At 68.8% G+C, this 20,956-nt stretch carries 18 protein-coding genes and 2 tRNA genes; 8 read left to right on the forward strand and 12 right to left on the reverse strand.

What is annotated here, in order from left to right; genetic code table 11:
• Window positions 1-16: 16 nt before the first annotated feature.
• The 9 genes from ACZZZB_RS02090 to ACZZZB_RS02130 all read right to left on the reverse strand — a co-directional run bounded on the left by ACZZZB_RS02090 (window position 17) and on the right by ACZZZB_RS02130 (window position 8,770).
• On the reverse strand, window positions 17-757 hold the full coding sequence (locus ACZZZB_RS02090) for a lysophospholipid acyltransferase family protein (protein WP_191940861.1): 741 nt from the start codon (window positions 755-757) through the stop codon (window positions 17-19).
• Window positions 758-763: 6 nt separating this feature from the next.
• The gene (gene murA, locus ACZZZB_RS02095) at window positions 764-2,134 is read right to left on the reverse strand and encodes a UDP-N-acetylglucosamine 1-carboxyvinyltransferase (protein ID WP_064296294.1); all 1,371 of its coding nucleotides are present in this window, start codon (window positions 2,132-2,134) and stop codon (window positions 764-766) included.
• A gap of 19 nt (window positions 2,135-2,153) precedes the next feature.
• Complete coding sequence (leuD, locus tag ACZZZB_RS02100) at window positions 2,154-2,750, reverse strand: 3-isopropylmalate dehydratase small subunit (protein ID WP_191940860.1); 597 nt, start codon at window positions 2,748-2,750, stop codon at window positions 2,154-2,156.
• On the reverse strand, window positions 2,750-4,246 hold the full coding sequence (gene leuC / locus ACZZZB_RS02105) for a 3-isopropylmalate dehydratase large subunit (RefSeq protein WP_463528871.1): 1,497 nt from the start codon (window positions 4,244-4,246) through the stop codon (window positions 2,750-2,752). Before leuC ends, leuD begins: the two co-directional genes overlap by 1 nt.
• 191 nt (window positions 4,247-4,437) lie before the next feature.
• Complete coding sequence (locus tag ACZZZB_RS02110; RefSeq protein ID WP_079705634.1) at window positions 4,438-4,737, reverse strand: DUF4333 domain-containing protein; 300 nt, start codon at window positions 4,735-4,737, stop codon at window positions 4,438-4,440.
• Between the two features lie 806 nt (window positions 4,738-5,543).
• Window positions 5,544-6,470, reverse strand: a complete 927-nt coding sequence (locus tag ACZZZB_RS02115; protein ID WP_191940859.1) for a hypothetical protein — start codon at window positions 6,468-6,470, stop codon at window positions 5,544-5,546.
• Window positions 6,467-7,522: a trypsin-like serine peptidase gene (locus ACZZZB_RS02120; protein ID WP_071260909.1), complete on the reverse strand. Its 1,056-nt coding sequence runs from the start codon at window positions 7,520-7,522 to the stop codon at window positions 6,467-6,469. Before ACZZZB_RS02120 ends, ACZZZB_RS02115 begins: the two co-directional genes overlap by 4 nt.
• A 164-nt stretch (window positions 7,523-7,686) precedes the next feature.
• Window positions 7,687-7,759 (reverse strand) — tRNA-Glu (locus tag ACZZZB_RS02125).
• Between the two features lie 108 nt (window positions 7,760-7,867).
• The gene (locus ACZZZB_RS02130) at window positions 7,868-8,770 is read right to left on the reverse strand and encodes a diacylglycerol/lipid kinase family protein (RefSeq protein WP_463528872.1); all 903 of its coding nucleotides are present in this window, start codon (window positions 8,768-8,770) and stop codon (window positions 7,868-7,870) included.
• 83 nt (window positions 8,771-8,853) lie between these two features.
• Between ACZZZB_RS02130 and ACZZZB_RS02135 the strand changes: the two genes are divergently transcribed.
• Entirely contained in the window at window positions 8,854-9,492 is a 639-nt protein-coding gene (locus ACZZZB_RS02135; protein ID WP_463528873.1) for an MBL fold metallo-hydrolase, read from the forward strand.
• 10 nt (window positions 9,493-9,502) lie between these two features.
• Here the strand turns inward: ACZZZB_RS02135 and ACZZZB_RS02140 are convergent, their stop codons facing one another.
• Window positions 9,503-10,597 (reverse strand): fatty acid desaturase family protein, encoded by a 1,095-nt coding sequence (locus ACZZZB_RS02140; protein ID WP_191940856.1) that lies wholly within the window; start codon window positions 10,595-10,597, stop codon window positions 9,503-9,505.
• Window positions 10,598-10,969: 372 nt separating this feature from the next.
• On the opposite strand from ACZZZB_RS02140, the gene ACZZZB_RS02145 reads away from it, so the two are divergent.
• Complete coding sequence (locus ACZZZB_RS02145; protein ID WP_056006986.1) at window positions 10,970-11,173, forward strand: cold-shock protein; 204 nt, start codon at window positions 10,970-10,972, stop codon at window positions 11,171-11,173.
• Between the two features lie 172 nt (window positions 11,174-11,345).
• Here ACZZZB_RS02145 and ACZZZB_RS02150 read toward each other — a convergent pair whose 3' ends face one another.
• The gene (locus tag ACZZZB_RS02150) at window positions 11,346-12,047 is read right to left on the reverse strand and encodes an SOS response-associated peptidase (protein WP_463528874.1); all 702 of its coding nucleotides are present in this window, start codon (window positions 12,045-12,047) and stop codon (window positions 11,346-11,348) included.
• A gap of 141 nt (window positions 12,048-12,188) precedes the next feature.
• Here ACZZZB_RS02150 and ACZZZB_RS02155 point away from each other — a divergent pair, with 141 nt between their 5' ends.
• From ACZZZB_RS02155 to ACZZZB_RS02180, 6 genes are all read left to right on the forward strand, one after another.
• Window positions 12,189-12,926, forward strand: a complete 738-nt coding sequence (locus tag ACZZZB_RS02155; RefSeq protein ID WP_193555816.1) for a hypothetical protein — start codon at window positions 12,189-12,191, stop codon at window positions 12,924-12,926.
• The gene (locus ACZZZB_RS02160; RefSeq protein ID WP_463528875.1) at window positions 12,923-14,518 is read left to right on the forward strand and encodes a DNA polymerase Y family protein; all 1,596 of its coding nucleotides are present in this window, start codon (window positions 12,923-12,925) and stop codon (window positions 14,516-14,518) included. Before ACZZZB_RS02155 ends, ACZZZB_RS02160 begins: the two co-directional genes overlap by 4 nt.
• 44 nt (window positions 14,519-14,562) lie before the next feature.
• Window positions 14,563-17,985, forward strand: a complete 3,423-nt coding sequence (locus ACZZZB_RS02165; protein WP_463528876.1) for an error-prone DNA polymerase — start codon at window positions 14,563-14,565, stop codon at window positions 17,983-17,985.
• Between the two features lie 154 nt (window positions 17,986-18,139).
• Window positions 18,140-18,616, forward strand: a complete 477-nt coding sequence (locus ACZZZB_RS02170) for a DapH/DapD/GlmU-related protein (protein WP_079002213.1) — start codon at window positions 18,140-18,142, stop codon at window positions 18,614-18,616.
• Window positions 18,617-18,722: 106 nt separating this feature from the next.
• Entirely contained in the window at window positions 18,723-20,129 is a 1,407-nt protein-coding gene (locus tag ACZZZB_RS02175; protein ID WP_191940852.1) for a tyrosine-protein kinase domain-containing protein, read from the forward strand.
• Complete coding sequence (locus tag ACZZZB_RS02180) at window positions 20,126-20,737, forward strand: arsenate reductase/protein-tyrosine-phosphatase family protein (RefSeq protein ID WP_202939076.1); 612 nt, start codon at window positions 20,126-20,128, stop codon at window positions 20,735-20,737. The genes ACZZZB_RS02175 and ACZZZB_RS02180 overlap by 4 nt, the downstream gene beginning before the upstream one ends.
• Window positions 20,738-20,843: 106 nt before the next feature.
• Here ACZZZB_RS02180 and ACZZZB_RS02185 read toward each other — a convergent pair.
• Window positions 20,844-20,918: transfer RNA gene (locus ACZZZB_RS02185), tRNA-Gln, on the reverse strand.
• Window positions 20,919-20,956: the final 38 nt, after the last annotated feature.

A 20,956-nucleotide genomic window follows, 5' to 3' on the forward strand; every position in this document is an offset into this window, starting at 1 on the left:
TGGTTGCGGAACGTTCCTAGGACTCAAAGCGGCCTGTCTCCTTCTGCTGGTGTTTCGAGGGATCCCAACGCTCCGTGGGAGCTTGGGCACCGCGCAGTTCCTCGCAGAGGGCGGTGATGGCCTGCATGACGACCTCGGTCGCCTCGTTCAGCGTCTTCGAGTCTAGCTGCCGCCCGGCGAAGGCCGAGAGGTCCACCGGCTCGCCGATGGCGACCTCGACGCGCTTCCGCAAGGGGAACACCCGCAGCTTGCCGTACCGGGGCATGACCTCCTGCGTGCCCCAGTGCGCCGCGGGGATGATCGGCAGGCCGTGCGTGAGGGCGATCCGGACCGCGCCGGTGCGCCCGCGCATCGGCCACAGGCCCGGATCACGGGTGAGCGAACCCTCGGGGTATACGACGACGCCCTGACCGCGTTCGGTCAGGTGTGCTGCAGCGCTGACCGGGTCCATCCCGCGGGCGGAACCCTCGCGCTCGACGGGGATCTGGCCGGACTTCCGCAACAACCACCCGACCACCGGGACCTTGAACAGACTGCCCTTCGCCATGAAGCGGGGCTGTCGCCCGAGCCGCCAGACGGCCACGCCCATGATCAGCGGGTCGAACTCGCTGTCGTGGTTGGGCGACAGGATGAACGGCCCCTCCTGCGGCAGGCGTTCGCCGTGCCGGACGCGGAGCTTGACGAGAGCACTGAACGGCGGGATCGCGATCGACGACAGCAACCAGTAGATCGACGGCCTCGACCGTTCCACCCCCACGGCGGACTACTTCGTTTCGAGGACGAAGTCAGCACCGAGCTGCTGGAGCTTCACGATGAAGTTCTCGTACCCACGGCTGATGATGCCGACGTTGCTGACCGTCGACTTGCCCTCGGCGGTGAGCGCCGCGATGAGGTGGCTGAAGCCACCGCGGAGGTCGGGTACCTCGATGTCGGCACCGTGCAACGGAGTCGGTCCGTTGATCACGGCGGCCTGCTCGAGGTTGCGCCGCGGCACCCGACGAGGCGTACCCGACAGCCCGTTGGGGTGCACGACGATGTTCGCGCCCATGGTGTTGAGCGCGTCCGTGAATCCGAACCGGTTCTCGTAGACGGTCTCGTGGACGATCGACTCGCCCGTCGCCTGCGTCAGCGCGACGATGAGGGGCTGCTGCCAGTCCGTCATGAAGCCGGGGTGCACGTCGGTCTCGATGACCACGGGCTTCAGCTCCTCCTTGCGGTAGAACCGGATGCCGTCGTCGGTGATGTCGAACCCGCCGCCCGCCTTGCGGAAGATGTTGAGGAACGTCATCATGTCCTGCTGCTTCGCGCCGCCGACGAAGACGTCGCCGTCGGTCGCGAGCGCGGCCGACGCCCAGCTCGCTGCCTCGTTGCGGTCGCCGATGGCCGTGTGGTCGTACCCCTCGAGCTTGTCCACGCCCTCGATGAGGATCACGCGGTTCGGCTCGTAGGAGATGATCGCGCCCATCTTCTGGAGGACGGCGATGAGATCCATGATCTCCGGCTCGATCGCCGCACCCTTGAGCTCCGTGGTGCCCTTGGCACGGACCGCCGTGAGCAGGACCTGCTCCGTGGCGCCGACGCTCGGGTACGGCAGATGCACCGTCGTCCCGTGGAGACCGTTCGGTGCCGAGAGACGGATGCCCTGCGGGAGCTTCTCCACGACCGCGCCGAACTTGCGGAGCGCGTCGAGGTGGAAGTCGATGGGGCGGTCGCCGATGCGGCAGCCTCCGAGGTCGGGGATGAACGCCGCCCCGAGGCGGTGGAGCAGCGGCCCGCAGAACAGGATCGGGATCCGGGAGAAGCCGGCGTGTGCGTCGATCTCCTCCATGTGCGCGGACTCGACGTTGGTCGGGTCGAGGCGGAGCTCGTTCGGGTTCTCGCCCTCCGTCACGTCCACGCCGTGGATCTCGAGCAGGGAGCGGACCACCCGGACGTCGCTGATGTTCGGCACGTTGCGCAGGACGCTGACGTTCTCGCCGAGCAGCGAGGCCACCATCGCCTTGGTCACGAGGTTCTTGGCACCCTTGACCTCGATCCGGCCTCTGAGCGGGATACCGCCGTTGATCGTGATGCGGTCGACATCGAGTCCGACCGACGAGCCTGCCGCCTGTGACGCCTGGACGAGTGAATTCAAACCGGTACCTACTGCCTTGCTACTTGACGGGAATGGTGCGGGGCAGCCAGTTCGGCCGCCGGGCCTCGAACGCGGTGATCTGCTCTTCGCTACGGAGCGTCAGCCCGATGTCATCGAGTCCTTCGATGAGCCGCCACCGAGTGTAATCGTCGACCTGGAACGAAACCGTGAGATCGCCGACCGTGATGGTGCGGGTGATGAGGTCGACGACGGAATCGGAGCCGGGAGCGGCTTCGATCGCAGCCCAGAGCTGCTCGAGCTCTTCCTCCGTGACCTGGGCGGCCAGGAGGCCCTGCTTCCCGGAGTTGCCGCGGAAGATGTCGCCGAAGCGGGACGACACGACGACCTTGAACCCGAAGTCGCGCAAGGCCCACACGGCGTGCTCACGCGACGAGCCGGTGCCGAAGTCGTGCCCGGCGACGAGGATGCTCGCGCCCTGGTAGGCCGGCTGGTTCAGGATGAAGTCGGGGTCCTGGCGCCATCCGGCGAAGAGTGCGTCCTCGAAGCCCGTCTTCGTGACGCGCTTCAGGTAGACGGCGGGGATGATCTGATCGGTGTCGACGTTGGAGCGCCGCATCGGAGCGGCGACGCCGGTGACGGTCGTGAACTTGTCCATCAGGCGTGCACGCCTTCCTGCTCGGTGGCCGCGTGTCTGCCGGGCTCGACCTCGAGATCGGCCGGGCTGGAGAGCGTGCCTCGGATGGCGGTCGCCGCGGCGACGAGCGGTGAGACGAGGTGCGTGCGGCCGCCCTTGCCCTGGCGACCCTCGAAGTTGCGGTTCGACGTCGAGGCGCAGCGCTCCCCCGGAGCGAGCTGATCGGGGTTCATCCCGAGGCACATGGAGCATCCGGCGAACCGCCACTCCGCACCGAAGTCGGTGATGATCTTGTCGAGCCCCTCGGCCTCCGCCTCGATCCGAACCCGGGCGGAACCCGGGACCACCATCACTCGCACACCCTCGGCCTTCGTGCGGCCCTCGATGACGGATGCGAACGCCCGCAGGTCTTCGATCCGGCTGTTCGTGCAGGAGCCCATGAAGACCGCGTCCACCGGGATCTCCTTCATCGGGGTACCGGCTTCGAGTGCCATGTACTCCAGCGCGCGCTCGGCGGCGGAGCGCTCGTTCGGGTCGGCGATGGCCGCGGGGTCGGGAACGTTCTCGCTGAGCGAGACGCCCTGGCCCGGGTTGGTGCCCCAGGTGACGAAGGGTTCCAGCGCGTCGGCGTCGAGGAAGACCTCGGCGTCGAAGGCGGCGCCTTCATCGGTCGCGAGGGTGTCCCAGTAGGCGACGGCTTGGTCCCAGTCGGCTCCGGTCGGAGCGTGCGGGCGGCCCTGCAGGTAGTCGTAGGTGATCTGGTCCGGGGCGACCATGCCGGCACGGGCACCGGCCTCGATCGACATGTTGCAGATCGTCATGCGGCCCTCCATGGAGAGCGCACGGATCGCCGAGCCGCGGTATTCGAGGACGTAGCCCTGCCCGCCGCCGGTGCCGATCTTCGCGATGACGGCGAGGATGATGTCCTTCGCGGTCACGCCCGGCCGCAACGTGCCTTCGACGGTGATCGCCATGGTCTTGAACGGCTTCAGCGGCAGCGTCTGCGTGGCCATGACGTGCTCGACCTCGCTGGTGCCGATGCCGAAGGCCATGGCCCCGAAGGCGCCGTGGGTCGAGGTGTGCGAGTCGCCGCAGACCACCGTGATCCCGGGCATCGTGAGGCCGAGCTGCGGCCCGACGACGTGCACGATCCCCTGATCGAGGTCGCCGAGGGAGTGGATCCGCACCCCGAACTCCGCGGCGTTGCGACGGAGGGTCTCGATCTGCGTGCGGCTGGTGAGGTCGGCGATCGGCTTGTCGATCGCGAGCGTCGGGGTGTTGTGGTCCTCGGTCGCGATCGTGAGGTCGACGCGACGCAGCGGCCGGTCGGCCAGGCGGAGACCGTCGAAGGCCTGCGGGCTCGTCACCTCGTGGACGAGGTGCAGGTCGATGTAGATGAGGTCGGGCGTGCCGTCCTCACCCTTGACGACGAGGTGGTCGTCCCAGACCTTCTCGGCGAGCGTGCGCGGGTGCTCGGGAATGCTCGGGACGGACGGATCGGCGTTCAGCTGCGACATGTCGTGGAATTCCTTCAAACGATGAGTGGTCAGGCGTCAGCGACCTCCGCGACGAGGGAGCCTGGATCTAGGCCTCGTCGCGGCTGGGAAGGAGGAGCAGCCCGGACAACATTCGCCCAGCGTACCACCCGGTCCGTGGCGAAGCCGTCGGCACCGTCGTCGCTCGAGGGGACGCCGGTGCCGACACCGTGCTACTTCGGCGCGTCGATCCCGACGCGGTACTGCCCCTGGTCGTTGATGACCTCGACGGCCACCGGGTAGCTCTTCGCGTTGTACGAGAACGTGCACTCGAACTGTGTCCCGGTCGTGGCCGGCTGATCGCTCGGGCACTCGACCTTCTCGACGTCTGCGAGGCCGAAGTCCTGCTTGAGCACCTCGGCCACACCGGTCTGCACCGAGCCGCGGTCGAGCATCGGCGTGAACAGGCGACCGACCGAGAGGAGGGTAAGCGGGACGGCGATGAGCGATGCGGCGACCGCACCGATGAGCACGCCGGTCCAGAGTTTGCGCCCAAGTGGCTTGCGCGCGGGTTTCCGGCTCGGAGCAGGCTGCTGGCCCGCGACGCCGTACTCGGGGCCGGGACGGAACGGACCGGTCTGCTGTGGACCGGACTGCGATCCTTGCTGTTGCGGACCTGGCTGGAACGGGCCGGTCGGGTGCTGCGCCTGTCCCGGACCGAAGGGCTGTGGCCCGGTCGGGCGTGCCTGACCGTAAGGAGGTTGACCCTGCGGCCCCTGAGGCTGGCCCTGCGGCGCGCCGAATGGACGTCCCTGTGGAGCCTGACCGGGGGCCCGACCCTGCTGAGGACCCCCGGGCGCGTGACCGGGCTGACCAGTCGATGTCGGGGGCCGGAACCCGTCCGGACCGCCTGGCCGCCCCTGCTGCTGCGGCTGCTGGTTCGGGCCTGCGTTCGAGGGCCGCTGCTGCTGCACCCACGGCTGCCCACCGGGCGCGCCGGCGAACGGCGCTCCAGGCTGGGTGGGCGGCTGCGGCGCTGGACCGTTGGACTGCTGCCCTGGGGCGTCTCCCTGCGGACGGGGCCCTCCGCCGGCCTGACCAGGCGCGGACGGCTGAGACGGGCCGTTCTGCGACGGGACGCCCTGCGGTGGTCCGTTCTGACCCTGCGGCGCGCCGTTCTGGGGTGCACCGTTCTGCGGCGGCGTCTGACGCTGCGGGCTTCCCGGTCCGAACTCCAGGCGGGGTGCGTTCGGGTCGGGGAATCCCGGCGGCTGCTGGTCGGGGCGCAGGGGGCCGCCGACCGGGGGCTTTCCGAGGTCCTCGGGCTTCTGGTCGTCGGTCATTTCCTCAACTCCTCGATCCGATCCCAGAACGCGGCCTGATCGGCCGCCGGGATCACCGTCACGTCGAATCCTGATGGTGCGGTCGGCAGGTCCTCGAGCGTCGACGTGCCCGACACCTCGAAGCCGGCCTGCAACTGCAGCGTCGTCTTGCTCTCGACCGTCCCGCTCAACTCCATTTTCACGAGGCCGCCCTCGGCGTTCTGGAAGATCGTCACCGGGAGGAGCGTCGCGAGGTCGTCCTCGCTGAACGACGCGACGAGGTCGTCCGGGAGGTCGAACAGCGTCCCGACGGCCAGCACGCTCTCGAGGCTCGCGCTCGTCGAGATCTGCGAGGAGCCGTCGTTGCGCATCGAGACGACGACGCTGCTGAGCGCGCCGTCCCCCGAGCTGCGAGTGGTTTCGACCGCGCTGTAGATGTCGCACGCGATGGAGATGCCGGGGTAGACGCAGGCCGGCCCGAGCGAACCTTCGGCGTCCTCGTCAGCCACGTACTGCGTCTGGACGGCCACCCACTCCGTGGGCGCGAGCTCCTTGAGTTCACCGCCGAGCAGCAGGAGGTCGTAGTCGACTCCCGCCTGGTGATAGATGTCGACGGTGTCCCCGTCGGCCGAGCCCTTGTCCTGGCTGAACGACGCGGTCGGGTCGCCGAAGAGCACGACCGAGTCGTTCTCGTGCGACTCGAGGTCTCCCGAGACGGCGTGGACGTATGCCGACCCGATCACGTCCGGCGCCTGGCCGATCTGGGCTGACAGCAACTCCAACCTCGCCTCGGCGAGATCCTGCATGTAGCTCTGCTGGGCGGCGGCGTCGGGGAACGCCGATCCGGGCGTCGTGCACGCGCTCAAGGCGAGCGCGGCGCTCCCGGCCAGAGCCAGGACGCCGATCCGCCGCCGGCGTCGCGTCATACTCGCGCTGGCGGTCATGACCCCTCCGCCAGAGCGTCGTTGTACAGGGTGAGCGCCCGCTGTCCGAGGACGGGGCCCTCGAGCCAGGAACCGTCGCCGCGCGAGGTGACCGAGGTGACGTACCCGGCGCCGGTGGCGGGATCCAGGCGGGTGAGCCAGCCCCCGCCCGAGCAACCCGGGGTCATGAGGCAGTCGACCCGGTATCCGGCGTATCCCTTCGTGGCGGCCTGGCTCGCGCAGTAGCGCTGCGACTGTCCGTCGAACGGGGCGGCGGACGGGTAGCCGATCACGGTGATGCCCTCAGGCGGGGTACCGAAGGAGATGCCCTGACCGCCGGTCACCTCCTGGATCTTCTGGCCTGCAGCGTTCGGGGCGAGGCGGATGAAGGCGAAGTCGTAGGCCCAACCGTTGCCGCTCGTCGCACCGCTGGCGTCCGAGGTCGCCTCACTCGTGAACTCGTCGGGGACGTAGGTGCTGACCCCGGCCCACTGCCCGTAGGGCTGGGTCTGGCCGTTGGCCGCGTCGGCCGGGATGAAGATGATGTTCTCTGCGAGCTGTTTGCCGTACGTGTCCCAGACGCAGTGGCCTGCCGTCAAGACGAGGTCCATGGTCGGGGCATTGACGACGCTCGCGGAACAGACGTAGGTGGCGCCGCCGATGGAGAAGTACAGACGTCCCTGCGTGGCCGCCGCCAGCCCGGTCGCCGGGTACGGGTCGCCCGCCGCTGTCGGAGCGATGGCCTTGACGTCGACGTCGGGACCGACGCCGGTACTCGGGTGCACGACCACGCCGGTGGCCTGGTCGCCCGTGAGCGTGTCCTCGCCCGGCTTCAGGTCCGGTGCGGTCGCTCCCCCGAACTTGTCGTCGGTCCAGTAGTCGTTGACCTCCTGGGGACTCGCGTCGAAGTCCTTGCGCAGGGTGTCGTCGGTGCCGCCGGCGACGTCGACGACGGGGCCGGCACCGCCGGCTACGGGCTCCCCCGTCACCGGGATGGAGCACCCTGTCAGCAGGGCGGCGAGGATCAGGACTGCGGCTGTCGCCGGAGCGCGGCGCTTCTGCTTCACGGTCACCCGGCCAAGCTAGCACGCAGCGGCACTCGGCGAGATCGGTGCGGGCCCTGCCTTCCGCGCATCCCGGAGAGCCTGCGTGGACCTCCCGGGGCACGCTCGAGCCGCCAAATGAACGAAGCCCCGCTCCCTGATGACTCAGGAGAGCGAGGCTTCGTTCGGTGTTGTGACCCCAACGGGATTTGAACCCGTGCTGCCGCCGTGAGAGGGCGGTGTCCTAGGCCGCTAAACGATGGGGCCGTAAGCAACGGATACGAGTATGCCATACGATTTCGAGCCGTACAAATCGAGGCCACCAGCGGCATCCGACGGGCGTGTCGCGCGGTGGCCGCGGTCGGGCGAACCGGCTCAGGCGAGCACGCGGAGGGCACCCGGGACCACGTCAATCGTGACCGGCGGCGGACCGATCCGCTCCCCGTCGGCATAGGCGGTGACACCGTCCGCGGCGATCGAGACCGAACGGACCCGAGACAGTCGCACGATGTCGAGATCCGTGTGGGCACCAGAGAAGACCTTGGGGAACAGCCGGAGGAACCGGAACCGTGACACGGGTGCGACGATGAACAGGTCGAATCGGCCGTCGGCGAGGTCCGCCTGCGGCGCGATGAGCATGCCACCACCGATCGAGGTGTTGTTCGCGACGGCGAGGAGGACGGCATCGACCGTCTCCGGCGCCCCGTCCACGGTCAGCTCGTACCGGCGGGGCCTCAGGGCCAGGAGCTCCCGGAGGATCGCGATCGTGTACCGGCTGCGCCCGCGCGGACGTCGCATGCGGTTCGCCCGCTCGTTCACGAGGGCGTCGAAGCCTGCGGACACCGCACCGACGAACCAGGTCGTCCGCTCGCCGTCCGTCACCGTGCCGGCGTCGATCACGCGCGGCTCGCCCTCGAGCGCACGGAGCAGGGACGCGATCGCGGCCGCGGGATCACCCAACGGGATCCCGAGTCCCCTGGCGATGTCATTGCCCGTACCGGACGGGACCACGCCGAAGGGCAGGCCCGAGTCGCGTACCGCCTCGACGGCCAGACTCACCATGCCGTCGCCTCCGACGACGACGAGCGCGTCCAAGCCGGCCTCGATCGCAGTCTGCACCGCGCTCCGGAGCTGCCCGACCGTCTGCTCCTGCAGGCGGACGGCGCGGTGCCCGGCCTGCTCGAGGGCGTCGAGCACCATCGGGCCCACGGCTCGGGTCGATCCGAACGACGCGGTCGGGTTGATGGCGACGCCGATGCGTCGGGGCTGCGTGGTCACCTGCCGATTCTGACAGGCCTACAGCGGGTGGACACCCGGACCACCGGGTTGCCCCCGGCGCTCCCACGGTATTCACTCGTCCTATGAGACTCACGAAGTTCGAACATGCAGCATTCCTCCTCGAGACGGACGGCGCCAAGCTGATCGTCGACCCGGGTGCGTTCACGTCCCCGATCTCCGATGTGGAGCACACCGCGGCGGTCCTGATCACGCACCTGCACCCCGACCACTGGACCGCGGAGCACCTCGACCGCATCCTCGCCGCGAGCCCGGAGGCCGTCCTCTACGGACCGGCCGGTGTCGCCGCCGCCGCGGACGGCTATGACATCACCGTCGTCGCCCCGGGAGACGTGGTCGAAGCCGGGCCGTTCACGCTCCGCTTCTTCGGCGGGACCCACGCGGTCATCCATTCGTCGATCCCGGTGATCGACAACGTCGGCGTCCTCATCAACGACCTCGTGTACTACCCCGGCGATTCCTTCACCGTCCCGGACGGCGTCGACGTCGACCTCTTGGCCGCGCCGGCGGGTGCACCGTGGATGAAGATCTCCGAGGGCATGGACTTCGTCACCGCCGTCGCACCGAAGCGCGCGTTCGGGACGCACGAGATGGTGCTCTCCGGGCCGGGGCAGAGCATGTCGCACGACCGCCTGCAGTGGGCGACCGAACAGGGCGGCGGGACCTACTACCCGCTCGCCCCGCTCGACACGCTCGAGGTCTGAGACCGGTCGACTACCGGCGGCGGAAGTTCGCCGCCGCCGGGCAGTCGAACGGGTCGCGGGCTGAGAGGCCGACCCGGTTGAGGTACTCGATGACGATGGCGTAGGACTGCAGCAGGGTCGTCTCCGTGTACGGCACCTGCTGGGTCTCGCAGTGCTCCCGCACGATGACGCGAGCACGGGCCAGAGCCGGGCGAGGCATGCTCGGGAACAGGTGGTGCTCGATCTGGTAGTTGAGGCCGCCCATGAAGGTGGCCATGCCGAAGCCGCGGACGTTGCGCGAGGTCAGCACCTGCTTGCGGAGGAAGTCGAGCTTCATGTCGGCCGGGATGATCGGCATGCCCTTGTGATTCGGCGCGAAGGACGCACCCATGTAGACGCCGAAGACCGCGAGTTGGACGCCGAGGAACGCGAACGCCATGCCGACGGGCAGGAAGAGGAAGATCGCTGCCAGGTACAGACCGACGCGGGCGACGATCATGCTGATCTCGGCGGCGCGGCCGTCCACCTTGCCCGGACCGAAGAGGGTCTTGAAGGACAGCGCGTGGAGGTTGATGCCCTCCAACATGAGGAGGGGGAAGAAGAGGTAGCCCTGCTTGCGGGTGATCAGCGCCTGCAGGCCCTTGGCCTTCGCCGCGTCCTCCTCGATGAAGGAGATCGTGTCGATCTCGATGTCGGGGTCCTTGGTGACCTGGTTCGGGTTCGCGTGGTGGCGCGTGTGCTTCGTCATCCACCACGAGTAGCTGATACCGACGATGCCCGCCGCGAGGAAGCGTCCGGCGCGGTCGTTCGCGCGGCCCGACTCGAAGACCTGACGGTGCGAGGCCTCGTGGGCGAGGAAGGCGAACTGGGTGAGGATGATGCCGAGCGCGCCGGCGATGAGCAACTGGAACCAGGACTCGCGGAGTAGGACGAACCCGGTGACGCAGCCGAGGAGCGCGATCACGAGGAACGAGAACGTCAGGATGTAGAACATGCGGTGGCGGCGGAGGAGTCCCGCCTCGCGAACCGTCTTCAACAGCGACGAGTAGGAGCTGGTGACGTTCGTGGCGCCGGGCTTGCGGGGGCTCGTGGCACGAACCGGGCCGAGGATGGCTTCAGTTGACATGGGCACTCCGGAGGAATCGTGTCGACTTCCCAGCCGGGGTGGTGAGCGGACGCTCGGGCGAGCATGCGCTCTGCAGATGGCCTCAGCCTACGGTCGACGGCTGGGGAATCACCGCAGACCGCGAGATCCGCTGGAGATACCCAGGCATCACGTCGAATGTCGGAAAAAGATGCAGAATTGGCCAATCCGTTACGTGTTCGGCTGCCGTTTCGAGCCGAGATGGGCTAACGTGGATCGAAGTTGTTGTGTTGCGCAGGTATTTCAAGCCGCGTTTCCACCGATGGATACGCTGCTTTTCTGAGGAGCGAGCAAAGAACACCGCGACGAACGGGCCCGAAAGTCGGGAACGGTCACTCATGAAAGAGGAAATACATGTCAACTGGAACTGTGAAGTGGTTCAACGCCGAAAAGGGCTTCGGATTCATCACTCCTGACGACGGCAGCGCCGACGTCTTCGCACACTTCTCCGCCATCGCGACGAGCGGCTACCGCTCGCTCGAGGAGAACCAGAAGGTCGAGTTCGAGACCAACCAGGGCCCCAAGGGCCTGCAGGCCGAGAACATCCGCCCCCTCTGATTCTCTGATCAGTCGGAGCTGACGATCCGAGCGGCCGGTCATTCCAGCCCTCGCGTCTGAGACACCGAGAACCGCCCCTGACGTTCGCGTCAGGGGCGGTTCTGTGTGTCCGGGGTAGGTTTCGTGTCTCCGGGGCGGTTCCGTTCCGCGCCTCCGGCCGACTCTCCTGCGGCTATTCCTGGACGGGGAGGATGAGCTCCGGTCCATCGCCCTGCAACGGCGCCACCCGGTGGAAGACGAGCTGCTCCGCGACGTCGGTCGCTGCGGACACCATCTCGTCGACCTCGTCCTGGTCGGCCTCGTGGTGCGGATCGAGCCAGGCGTCCCAGCATTCCGGCGGCAGCGTCACGGGCGTCCGTGGGTGCAGCTCCTGCAAGGGACCGACCGCCGGCCGCGTGAGGATGGTCGCGCTCAGCACCCAACGCCGCGGGTCGTCGTCCGGTAGCGAGCGGTCGCGCCACCACGAGTAGAGGGCCGCGAAGACGATCGGTTCACCACCAGCGGTCTGCACGTAGTACGGGGTCTTCGTCGCGCCCTCGGTGTGCCACTCGTAGTACCCGGCGGCGGGGACCAATGCGCGCTTCTGTTTGACCGATGGCGCGAACGTGGGCTTGGTGGTGACCTCCTCCGCGCGAGCGTTGAAGGTCGGGTACTGACTCTTCAGCTCGGCGGCGAACGACGGCACGAGTGACCACCGCGCCGATTCGAGCCGGCGGACCACCGGCCCCGTCTTCACCGAGTCGAGGATGATCGGGATCTGCTCGGTCGGGCGCACGTTGTACGAGGGCCCGGGCAGCTCGGCAGCCGCGTGGTCGATGTCGAAGAGCTCGATGAGTTCCTCGGTGGATTCGGTCACGACGAAACGTCCGCACATGGGCCCAGCGTACCGGGCGCCGCTGACACCGCGGACCGCGTGTCGGTGGGATGCCGGACCATGGTCGAGTCATCCGTCAGTCGCCGTCGAGACCGGATCGAGCCGGTTGACTTGTTCGAAGATATGTTCGAATATTGAGCCATGGCTCTCCGCGCACTCGTCGACTCCCCCGTCAGGGCGGACACCGCGACCGAGCTGCACGAACTCCAGGGGCGCATCAAGCGGATGCAGGGGACGCGCCTCGACACCCGATCCCTGCCGACCGCTCCTGAGCTCTCCCGGCTCCTGCCCGGTGGCGCCCTCCAGGCCGGAGGCAGCTACTCCGTGCTCGGCTCCACGGCGCTCGCCATGTCGCTCATGGCCGGGCCGTCAGCAGCCGGGACCTGGTGCGCCGTCATCGGTCTCCCGTCGTTCGGCGTGGAGGCGGCGGCCTCCATGGGCATCGACCTCGAACGACTCGTCCTCGTCCCCCAGCCCGGTCCGGACTGGCTCACGGTCACCGCGGCCATGGCCGACGTCGCCGGCGTGCTCATCACAGCGCCTCCCGGACGGATCGCCCCGAGCGACGCCGCCAGACTCGCGGCTCGCCTCCGGCAGCGCGAGGCCGCACTGATCGTCCTCGGTTCCTGGCCGCAGAGCGATGCGACGTTGCGCGTGACCGAGAGCTCCTGGAGCGGCCTCGGGGCGGGGCACGGACATCTCCGGCATCGGCGGCTCACCGTCAGCTCGATGCTCGGCCAGGGGGCTGCGGGCCGGCCCAGGACCGCGCACCTGACGCTGCCCCTGGGATCGACCGAGGGTCGCACCGCACCGCTCGCCGGCTCCGGTCTCCTCGACGACGACACCGTCGTCCGGCTCCCGATGGTCGTGAACCGATGACGACCGAACCGCCTGCGGGACCGGTCGAGCGCACCATGGTCCTCTGGTGCCCCGACTGGCCGGTCGTGGCGGCACGACTCTCTGGAACGCTGTCCGAGGACACGGCAGACGCTCCGCTGGCCCTGGTCGAGCATGGTGAGGTCCTGGCCTGCGACGCCAGCGCACGTCGAGCAGGAGTGCGGCGTGGACTCCGTGTCCGCGAGGCCGAGGCCCGCTGTCCGGAACTGGCGACCGCCGACTACGACCCGGTCGTCGACACCCGCGCCTTCGAGCCGATCCTCCTCGGCATCGAGGAGCTCATGCCGGGCGTCCAGCCCTTCCGGGCCGGGCTCTGCGCCATCCGATCCCGAGGACCGAGCAGATACTACGGCGGCGAGTCGGCTGCGGCAGAGGTCCTCCTGGCCCGCCTCGACGAGCTCGGTGTCCCCGATGCACGAATCGGCATCGCCGACGGCCCCTTCGCCGCGGAGCAGGCCGCGAGGTCCACCGCGTTCCAACAGGACGGTTCCCGGATCATCGTCATCCCCTCCGGAGCCTCTCCCGCCTTCCTGGCCCCGCTCCCCCTGTCCACCCTCGGGCGCCCCGAACTCAGCTCACTGCTGCACCGGCTCGGGATCAGCACCCTGGGGGCGTTCGGCGCACTGCCCGCGACCGAGGTCCGCGACCGCTTCGGCCCCGACGGCGCCCGAGCGCACCGCCTCGCAGCCGGCGCGGACGCCCGAAGCGTCGTCCCTCGCGTGCCGCCGACCGAGCTGGCCGTGTCGATCGCCTTCGAGCCCCCGCTCGACCGCATCGACCAGCTGACCTTCGGGTTCCGGCAGTCCGCGGAACGGTTCATCACCGGCCTGGCGGAGGCCGGCCTCGTGACCACCGCGATCACGATCAGCATGCGGAGCGAGCGCGGGGAGCGCTCCACCCGCACCTGGCTCCACCCACGCTGGTTCACCGCCGGCGACGTCCTCGATCGCGTGCGCTGGCAGTTGCAGGGCGCGTCCAACATCGATCACGGACTCGCCTCTCCCGTCGAACTCGTCGAGGTCGTCCCGGAGACCCTCGACGACGCTGCGGAACACGAGGAAGGACTCTGGGGCAGCGGACCGGACGAACGCATCCACAGCGGACTCGCCCGCGTCCAGAGCATGCTCGGCCACGACGGCGTCGTGACCGCGGTGCCGTCCGGCGGCCGCCTCCTCCTCGACCGCCGCATCCTCGTCCCCTGGGGCAGCGTTCCGCCGGGTGGTGAGGCAGCCGTGGCCGAACGTCGGAACCGGCCGTGGCCAGGGACCATCCCGGGAGCGGCTCCCTCGACCGTCTTCGACACCGCCGTGCCGGTCGAGGTCGTCGACGCGACGGGCCAGGCTGTGGCGGTCGACGAGCGCAGCACCGTGAGTGCAGCACCCGCACGGTTCTTCGCTTTCTCGGACTGGCACGTCATCGACGGTTGGGCCGGCCCCTGGAGCATCGACGAACGCTGGTGGGACGACGACGGCCACCATCGCGTCCACCGTCTCCAGGTCCTCGACGACTCGGGTGACGCCTGGCTGCTCCTGCTGGAGGAGCAGCACTGGAGGGCCGAGGCCCGCTACGACTGAACCGCATCACGTCCGCACCACACCGCATGACGAAGGAGCCCAGCATGGGATGGAACAACCCCCCGGTCTCATGGTCGGAGTTCGAGCGCCGTCTGTCCGACGCGAGCCGTCCGGCCACCCTGCCGCTGGGAGCCGACGGCGGGGACAGCCCGGCCTGGTCGCGGAAGCGTCAACCGTATGTCCCCGAACCACCAGAGCAGCGCCCGCCGACGACGCGGGTCCCCTATGCGGAACTCCACGCGCACTCGAGCTTCAGCTTCCTCGACGGCGCGAGCCCGCCGGAGCGGCTCGTCGAAGAGGCTGCGGCACTCGGCCTGCACGCGCTCGCGCTCACCGACCACGACGGTTTCTACGGTGTCGTCCGGATGGCCGAGGCGGCGGAACGGTTCCCCGACCTCCGGACGGTCTACGGTGCCGAACTGTCCATCGGCTTGGACCGGCCGCAGAACGGCGTCCCCGACCCCGTCGGACATCATCTGCTCCTGCTCGCCCGTCGAGCAGAGGGGTATCACCGCCTGGCCGGCGCGATCACGGACGCACAACTCGCCGACGGAGCCGAGAAGGGTCACCCGATCTACGACCTCGAGCGGCTCGCCGCCTCCGTCGCCGGCCACGTCACCGTGCTCACCGGGTGCCGCAAGGGGTTCGTCCGCACCGCGCTCCGTGAGCACGGTCTGGAGGCCGCCGCCGCCGCGGTCGACCGACTCGTCGCCCTGTTCGGTCCGGAGCACGTCGTCGTCGAGTTGAGCGACCACGGCCACCCGGAGGATTCGGCGGAGAACGATGCACTCGCCGAGATCGCGGCGTTGCTCGACCTCACCGTCGTCGCCACGGGCAACGTCCATTACGCCACGCCCGAGCAGCATCGACTCCAGACCGCGCTGGCGGCCGTCCGAGCGCGACGCAGCCTCGACGAGCTCGACGGATGGCTTCCCGCGGCGGGAACCGCGCACCTGCGGAGCGGAGCCGAGATGGCGGACCGGTTCGCCAGATACCCGGGAGCGGTGGCACGCAGCGTCGAGCTGGCCGACGAACTCGCCTTCAGCCTGCGGGCGGTTCGCCCGAAGCTCCCGCGACAGCGCGTCCCGGAGGGCCATACGCCCATGAGCTGGCTTCGGCACCTCGTGCTCGAAGCCGTCCCCGTCAAGTACCCCGACGCCACTCCCGAACACCTCCGACGCATCGAACGGGAGCTCGAGGTCATCGAGCAGAAGGACTTCCCCGGGTACTTCCTGATCGTGCACGACATCGTCAGCTTCGCCCGCGGCCGGGGCATCCTCTGCCAGGGACGCGGTTCCGCCGCGAACTCGGCCGTCTGCTACCTGCTCGGGATCACCGCCGTCGACTCGATCTTCTACGAGCTGCCGTTCGAACGGTTCCTCTCCAGCATGCGGGAGGAGGAGCCCGACATCGACGTCGACTTCGACTCCGACCGGCGCGAGGAGGCCATCCAGTACGTCTACGAGACCTACGGACGCCGCAACGCCGCTCAGGTCGCGAACATCATCAGCTATCGGCCGAAGTTCGCCGTCCGCGACACCGCCAAGGCGCTCGGATACAGCCCCGGTCAGCAGGACGCCTGGTCGAAACAGGTCGAGCGCTGGGGCGGGGTCATGTCGAGCACCGACCACGACATCCCCGAGCGCGTCGTCGGCCTCGCGCAGCAGATGCTCACCCTGCCCCGGCATCTGGGCATCCACTCGGGCGGCATGGTGCTGACCGATCGCCCGGTCGGCGAGGTCTGCCCGATCGAGCACGGACGCATGGACGGTCGCACGGTCCTCCAATGGGACAAGGACGACTGCGCCTGGATGGGTCTCGTCAAGTTCGACCTCCTGGGTCTCGGCATGCTCTCGGCCATCCAGTACTGCTTCGACCTCGTGGCCGAGCACACCGGAGAGCGCTGGACCCTCGAGACCATTCCGAAGGACGAAGCAGGCGTCTACGACCAGCTCTGCCGGGCCGACACCATCGGGGTCTTCCAGGTGGAGAGTCGCGCGCAGATGGGCATGCTGCCGCGTCTGCTCCCCCGCCGGTTCTACGATCTCGTCATCGAGGTCGCCATGATCCGCCCTGGGCCCATCCAGGGCGGCGCGGTGCACCCCTACCTGCGCCGGAAGACCGGCCAGGAGCCCATCACCTACCTCCACCCGAGTCTCGAACCGGTCCTCGAACGCACGCTCGGCGTGCCGTTGTTCCAGGAGCAGCTCATGCAGATGGCGATGGCCGTCGGTGGGTGCTCGGCCGAGGATGCTGACCTCCTGCGCCGGGCGATGGGATCGAAGCGCGGCGAGGAGAAGATCGAGAGCCTCAAGGACACGCTGTACCTCGGCATGGCCGGTAACGGCATCGTCGGTGCGGATGCCGATGCCGTGTACGCCAAGATCCAGGCCTTCGCCAACTTCGGTTTCGCCGAGAGCCACTCCCTGAGCTTCGCCCTCCTCGTCTACGTGAGCGCCTGGCTGCGCCTGCACTACCCGGGGGCCTTCCTCGCGGCCCTGCTCCGGGCACAGCCCATGGGGTTCTACTCGCCGATGACCCTCGTCGCCGACGCCCGCAGACACGGCGTCTCCGTCCTTCGTCCCGATCTGCATCGCTCCGGCGCACAGGCCGGCCTCGAAGCGCTCGACCCGGAGGCCGCCCCCGGTGCCCCGGTCGCTCCCGGCGGACGCACGCGCTGCCTCGAACACGATCAGGGACCGACCGGGCTCTTCGATCCACTCCTTCCCGACGATTCGGCAGGACACCGGCGCGACGGCGCACTCGCCGTCCGGCTGGGTCTCTCCTCCGTCCAGGGGATCGGTGAGGAGCTCGCGAAGCGGATCGTCGCCGAACGGGAGTCCGGAGGGCTGTTCACCAGCCAGGCCGACCTGGCCAGGCGGATCGGCCTGAGCTCCTCGCAGTTGGAGTCGCTGTCGGCGGCGGGCGCCTTCGACGGATTCGGCCTCACCCGTCGTGAGGCGATGTGGGGCGCAGCGCAGGCCAGTCGGCATCGTCCCGACCAGCTCGAGGGGACGTTCACGACCGTGCAGCCGCCGTTGCTCCCGGTTCCGACGGCCGCCGAACAACTCATCTCCGACATCTGGTCGACCGGGATGTCGACCGACGACCACCCCATCCGCCACGTCCGTGCCGATCTCACACGACGAGGTGCGCTGCGGTCCGACGAACTCCTGACGGCGCAGACGGACCGTCGCGTGGAGGTCGGGGGTGTCGTGACGCATCGGCAACGGCCGGCGACGGCGAGCGGCATCACCTTCATGAACCTCGAGGACGAAGCGGGACTCGTCAACGTGATCTGCAGTGTCGGCGTCTGGAACCGGTATCGCCGCGTGGCCAGGGAAGCCCCGGCGATGGTGGTCCGCGGCATGCTGGAGCGATCACCGGAAGGCATCGTCAATCTGGTGGCGGATCGGTTGGAAGCGCTCCGGATCGGGGCGAACACCCGTTCGCGCGACTTCCAATGACCGGTCACGACCAAACCGCGGCGGCCTCCTCCTCCGAACACCCTCTACAGCACAGCACGAGACTCATGGGATTCCCAGGCAGGCCCCGGGAAGGAATGACCGGGAGCCACCCGGCGTTGTCCCCAGTGTTGAGTAGACCAGAAGGGGGTCACCCATGGCGAGAGTGTACGAAGAGATCGAAGGCCGGACCGGCGAGGTGGAACGGTACCGTCACCACCCGAACGGCAAGGGCATGGTCGCAGCTCGTGCACTGATCGATCCGTCGGCGTTCATCGAACGCACCACCTTCGTGGAGGCTGACGCGGACATCCGTGCCAACGCCTGGATCGGTGCCGGAACCTGGATCGACCGGTCCGCGGTGATCGGGGAAGGCGCCTTCATCGGCGCGAACGTCCACATCGGGGAGCGCTGTGTCATCGGACGCGGAGCGCGGGTCGGAAGCGACGCCCGTCTGGGTGCCGACGTCCAGGTCGCCCACGGCGCGAGCGTCGATCGGGATGCCAGGGTCGCAGACCGCACCGTGGTCGGCAGTGAACGACCCGTCATGACCGAACCGACGGTCCGTCAGACGAACCGCGCCCCGCGCCGACCTCGTGCGAACGGCACCGACCGGTTCGGCAAGGCCGCCTGAACGGCAGACCGCCCCACCACCGTCATGCAGGGCCCGGACTCGTGAGTCCAGGCCCTGCGTCATGTCCGCCGACGCGGCGGACATGCCAGACGACTAACATATCAGGATGGACCTGAAGGACTACCTGCGCATCCTCCGCCATCGTTGGCTGCTCATCGTCGCGATCACGCTGGGGGCCACCGCACTCGCCCACGGATACACGCTCATCACCAAACCCGTCTACCAATCGACGGGCCAGCTGTTCGTGGCCGTCACCGGTGGAGACTCCGTGGGCGACCTCAATCAGGGCAACACCTTCGCCCAGAGCCGCGTCGCCTCATACGTGATCCTCGCCACCGGCTCGACGGTGCGGTCCACGGTGGCTGACCGCCTCGACCTCGACCCCGCGTCGCTCATCGGGACGATCTCAGCGTCCAATCCCGCGCAGTCGGTCCTGATCAACATCTCCGCCGTCGACAGCGATCCGGTTGCAGCAGCCCGCATCGCGAACACCGCAGCCCAGGTGCTCGTCGACCTGGTCGACGATGTCGAGAGCGCCAACGAGGTGGGCTCCGCCGGTGCACCAGGTGATCCGACCCCGGTCGGGCTGACGATCGTGGAACCGGCGTCTCCACCCCGGTCGCCCGTTGCGCCGAACGTGCTGCAGAACCTCGCGGTGGGCGTCCTCACCGGCCTCGCCCTGGGCGTCGGGATCACACTGCTCATCGAGGTCCTCGACACCCGACTCCGTGGTCGTTCGGCGATCGAGAAGCTCACGGACACGAGCATCCTCGGCGCCTTCCACACGGAGCCCACCGACGCGGCGCAACTCATCCTCGGATCGACGGAGAGCTACAGCCGGCGCGCCGAGAGCTTCCGGCAACTTCGGACGCACCTCCAGTTCGCCTCCATCGACGGCGGACTCCGCAGCGTGATGGTCACGTCCTCGGTCCCGGGCGAGGGGAAGAGCACCACCGCGGCGAACCTCGCGCTCGTCCTCGCAGAGGCGGGGAACGCCGTCCTCCTCGTCGATGCGGACCTGCGCCGACCCCGCCAGCACGAGATGTTCGGACTCGAGGATGCGGTCGGGCTCACGACCGTGCTCACCGGCAGGATCAGCCTCGGCGAGGCCTCGCAAGCGGTCGACGGGGCGGGGCGTCTCGCCGTCCTCACCTCCGGCGAGCTGCCGCCGAATCCGAGTGAACTCCTCGGATCGGCGGCGATGGAGCGCGCGCTCTCCGAGATGGAACGCGCGTACGACGTGGTGGTCATCGACACACCCCCGCTCATCAACGTCTCGGACCCGACAGCACTGTCGACCCTCGCTAGCGGGGTTCTGCTCGTGGCGTCGGCCGACGGGCGATTGCACCGCGATCAGCTCCGGCAGTCCCTCGAGAACCTCAGCTTCGTCCAGGCGAAGCTCCTCGGGGTCGTCCTCAACCGCGTCGAGGTGGCTCGAGGAGAGCAGTCGTCGTCCTACGCGTACTACCACCGGACCGCCCCGACGCGTCGACCGCGGCGGACCACAGCATGAACACCCCGCTCGATCCGCCTCCGACCCGAATCCTGATCGTCTGCACCGGCAACATCTGTCGGTCCCCGTATGCCGAGTTCCTCCTCACGAGCGGGCTGGCGGAGGTCGACGCGTGCGGCTTCGAGGTGCGGAGCGCCGGGACGGGGGCGCTGCGCGGACACCCGATCGACGCCTCGAGTGCGGCGTTGCTCGGTCCGCTCGCCGCGACGGCCGCCGACTTCACCGCGACGCAGCTCACCGCCGACCTCGTGGCTCGACAGGACGTCGTCCTCACCATGACGCGGGAGCATCGCAGCGCCGTCCTCAGGTTATGCCCGGAGGCGCTGCGTCGAACCTTCTCCCTGCGTGAGTTCGCCCGGCTCCTCGACACCGTCGACTCGGGACGACTCCCCCGCCCTCGAGCAGGGCGCTGGAAGCATCTTGGCCCCGAACTGGCGGCCAACCGGACGAGCGCGCGACTCCCTGATCCGGCGCAGGACGACGTCGTCGACCCGTTCGGTCAGGGCCCGGAGGTCTTCCGTCGGATGGCCTCGCAGATCATCCCGGCCGTCGAGCGCATCATCGCATTCGAGCGCACATCCGTGGAGGAGGATTCGGAGCCGCGGTGAGAGACGTCGGTGGTTCGGCGGCGTCGCCAGCCCACGGAGCTGCACAGCACGCCGGAAACGACGAAGGCCCGCGATAATCGCGGGCCTTCGTCGTGATGTTGCCGTCTGGCTGGGGTACCTGGACTCGAACCAAGAACAACTGAACCAGAATCAGTCGTGTTGCCAATTACACCATACCCCACTGTCAGAACCGAAGCCCCGACCGAAGAACAACACTAG

The organism is Plantibacter sp. AC185 (assembly GCF_979258065.1).

Excerpts from the sequence above, each read along its gene's own strand:
- ACZZZB_RS02115 (WP_191940859.1), bottom strand. The coding sequence starts at position 6,470 with ATGACCGCCAGCGCGAGTATGACGCGACGCCGGCGGCGGATCGGCGTC.
- ACZZZB_RS02155 (WP_193555816.1), top strand. The coding sequence starts at position 12,189 with ATGGCTCTCCGCGCACTCGTCGACTCCCCCGTCAGGGCGGACACCGCG.
- ACZZZB_RS02165 (WP_463528876.1), top strand. The coding sequence starts at position 14,563 with ATGGGATGGAACAACCCCCCGGTCTCATGGTCGGAGTTCGAGCGCCGT.
- leuC (WP_463528871.1), bottom strand. The coding sequence starts at position 4,246 with ATGTCGCAGCTGAACGCCGATCCGTCCGTCCCGAGCATTCCCGAGCAC.
- ACZZZB_RS02175 (WP_191940852.1), top strand. The coding sequence starts at position 18,723 with ATGGACCTGAAGGACTACCTGCGCATCCTCCGCCATCGTTGGCTGCTC.
- leuD (WP_191940860.1), bottom strand. The coding sequence starts at position 2,750 with ATGGACAAGTTCACGACCGTCACCGGCGTCGCCGCTCCGATGCGGCGC.
- ACZZZB_RS02170 (WP_079002213.1), top strand. The coding sequence starts at position 18,140 with ATGGCGAGAGTGTACGAAGAGATCGAAGGCCGGACCGGCGAGGTGGAA.
- ACZZZB_RS02135 (WP_463528873.1), top strand. The coding sequence starts at position 8,854 with ATGAGACTCACGAAGTTCGAACATGCAGCATTCCTCCTCGAGACGGAC.
- ACZZZB_RS02160 (WP_463528875.1), top strand. The coding sequence starts at position 12,923 with ATGACGACCGAACCGCCTGCGGGACCGGTCGAGCGCACCATGGTCCTC.
- ACZZZB_RS02145 (WP_056006986.1), top strand. The coding sequence starts at position 10,970 with ATGTCAACTGGAACTGTGAAGTGGTTCAACGCCGAAAAGGGCTTCGGA.
- ACZZZB_RS02180 (WP_202939076.1), top strand. The coding sequence starts at position 20,126 with ATGAACACCCCGCTCGATCCGCCTCCGACCCGAATCCTGATCGTCTGC.
- ACZZZB_RS02140 (WP_191940856.1), bottom strand. The coding sequence starts at position 10,597 with ATGTCAACTGAAGCCATCCTCGGCCCGGTTCGTGCCACGAGCCCCCGC.
- ACZZZB_RS02150 (WP_463528874.1), bottom strand. The coding sequence starts at position 12,047 with ATGTGCGGACGTTTCGTCGTGACCGAATCCACCGAGGAACTCATCGAG.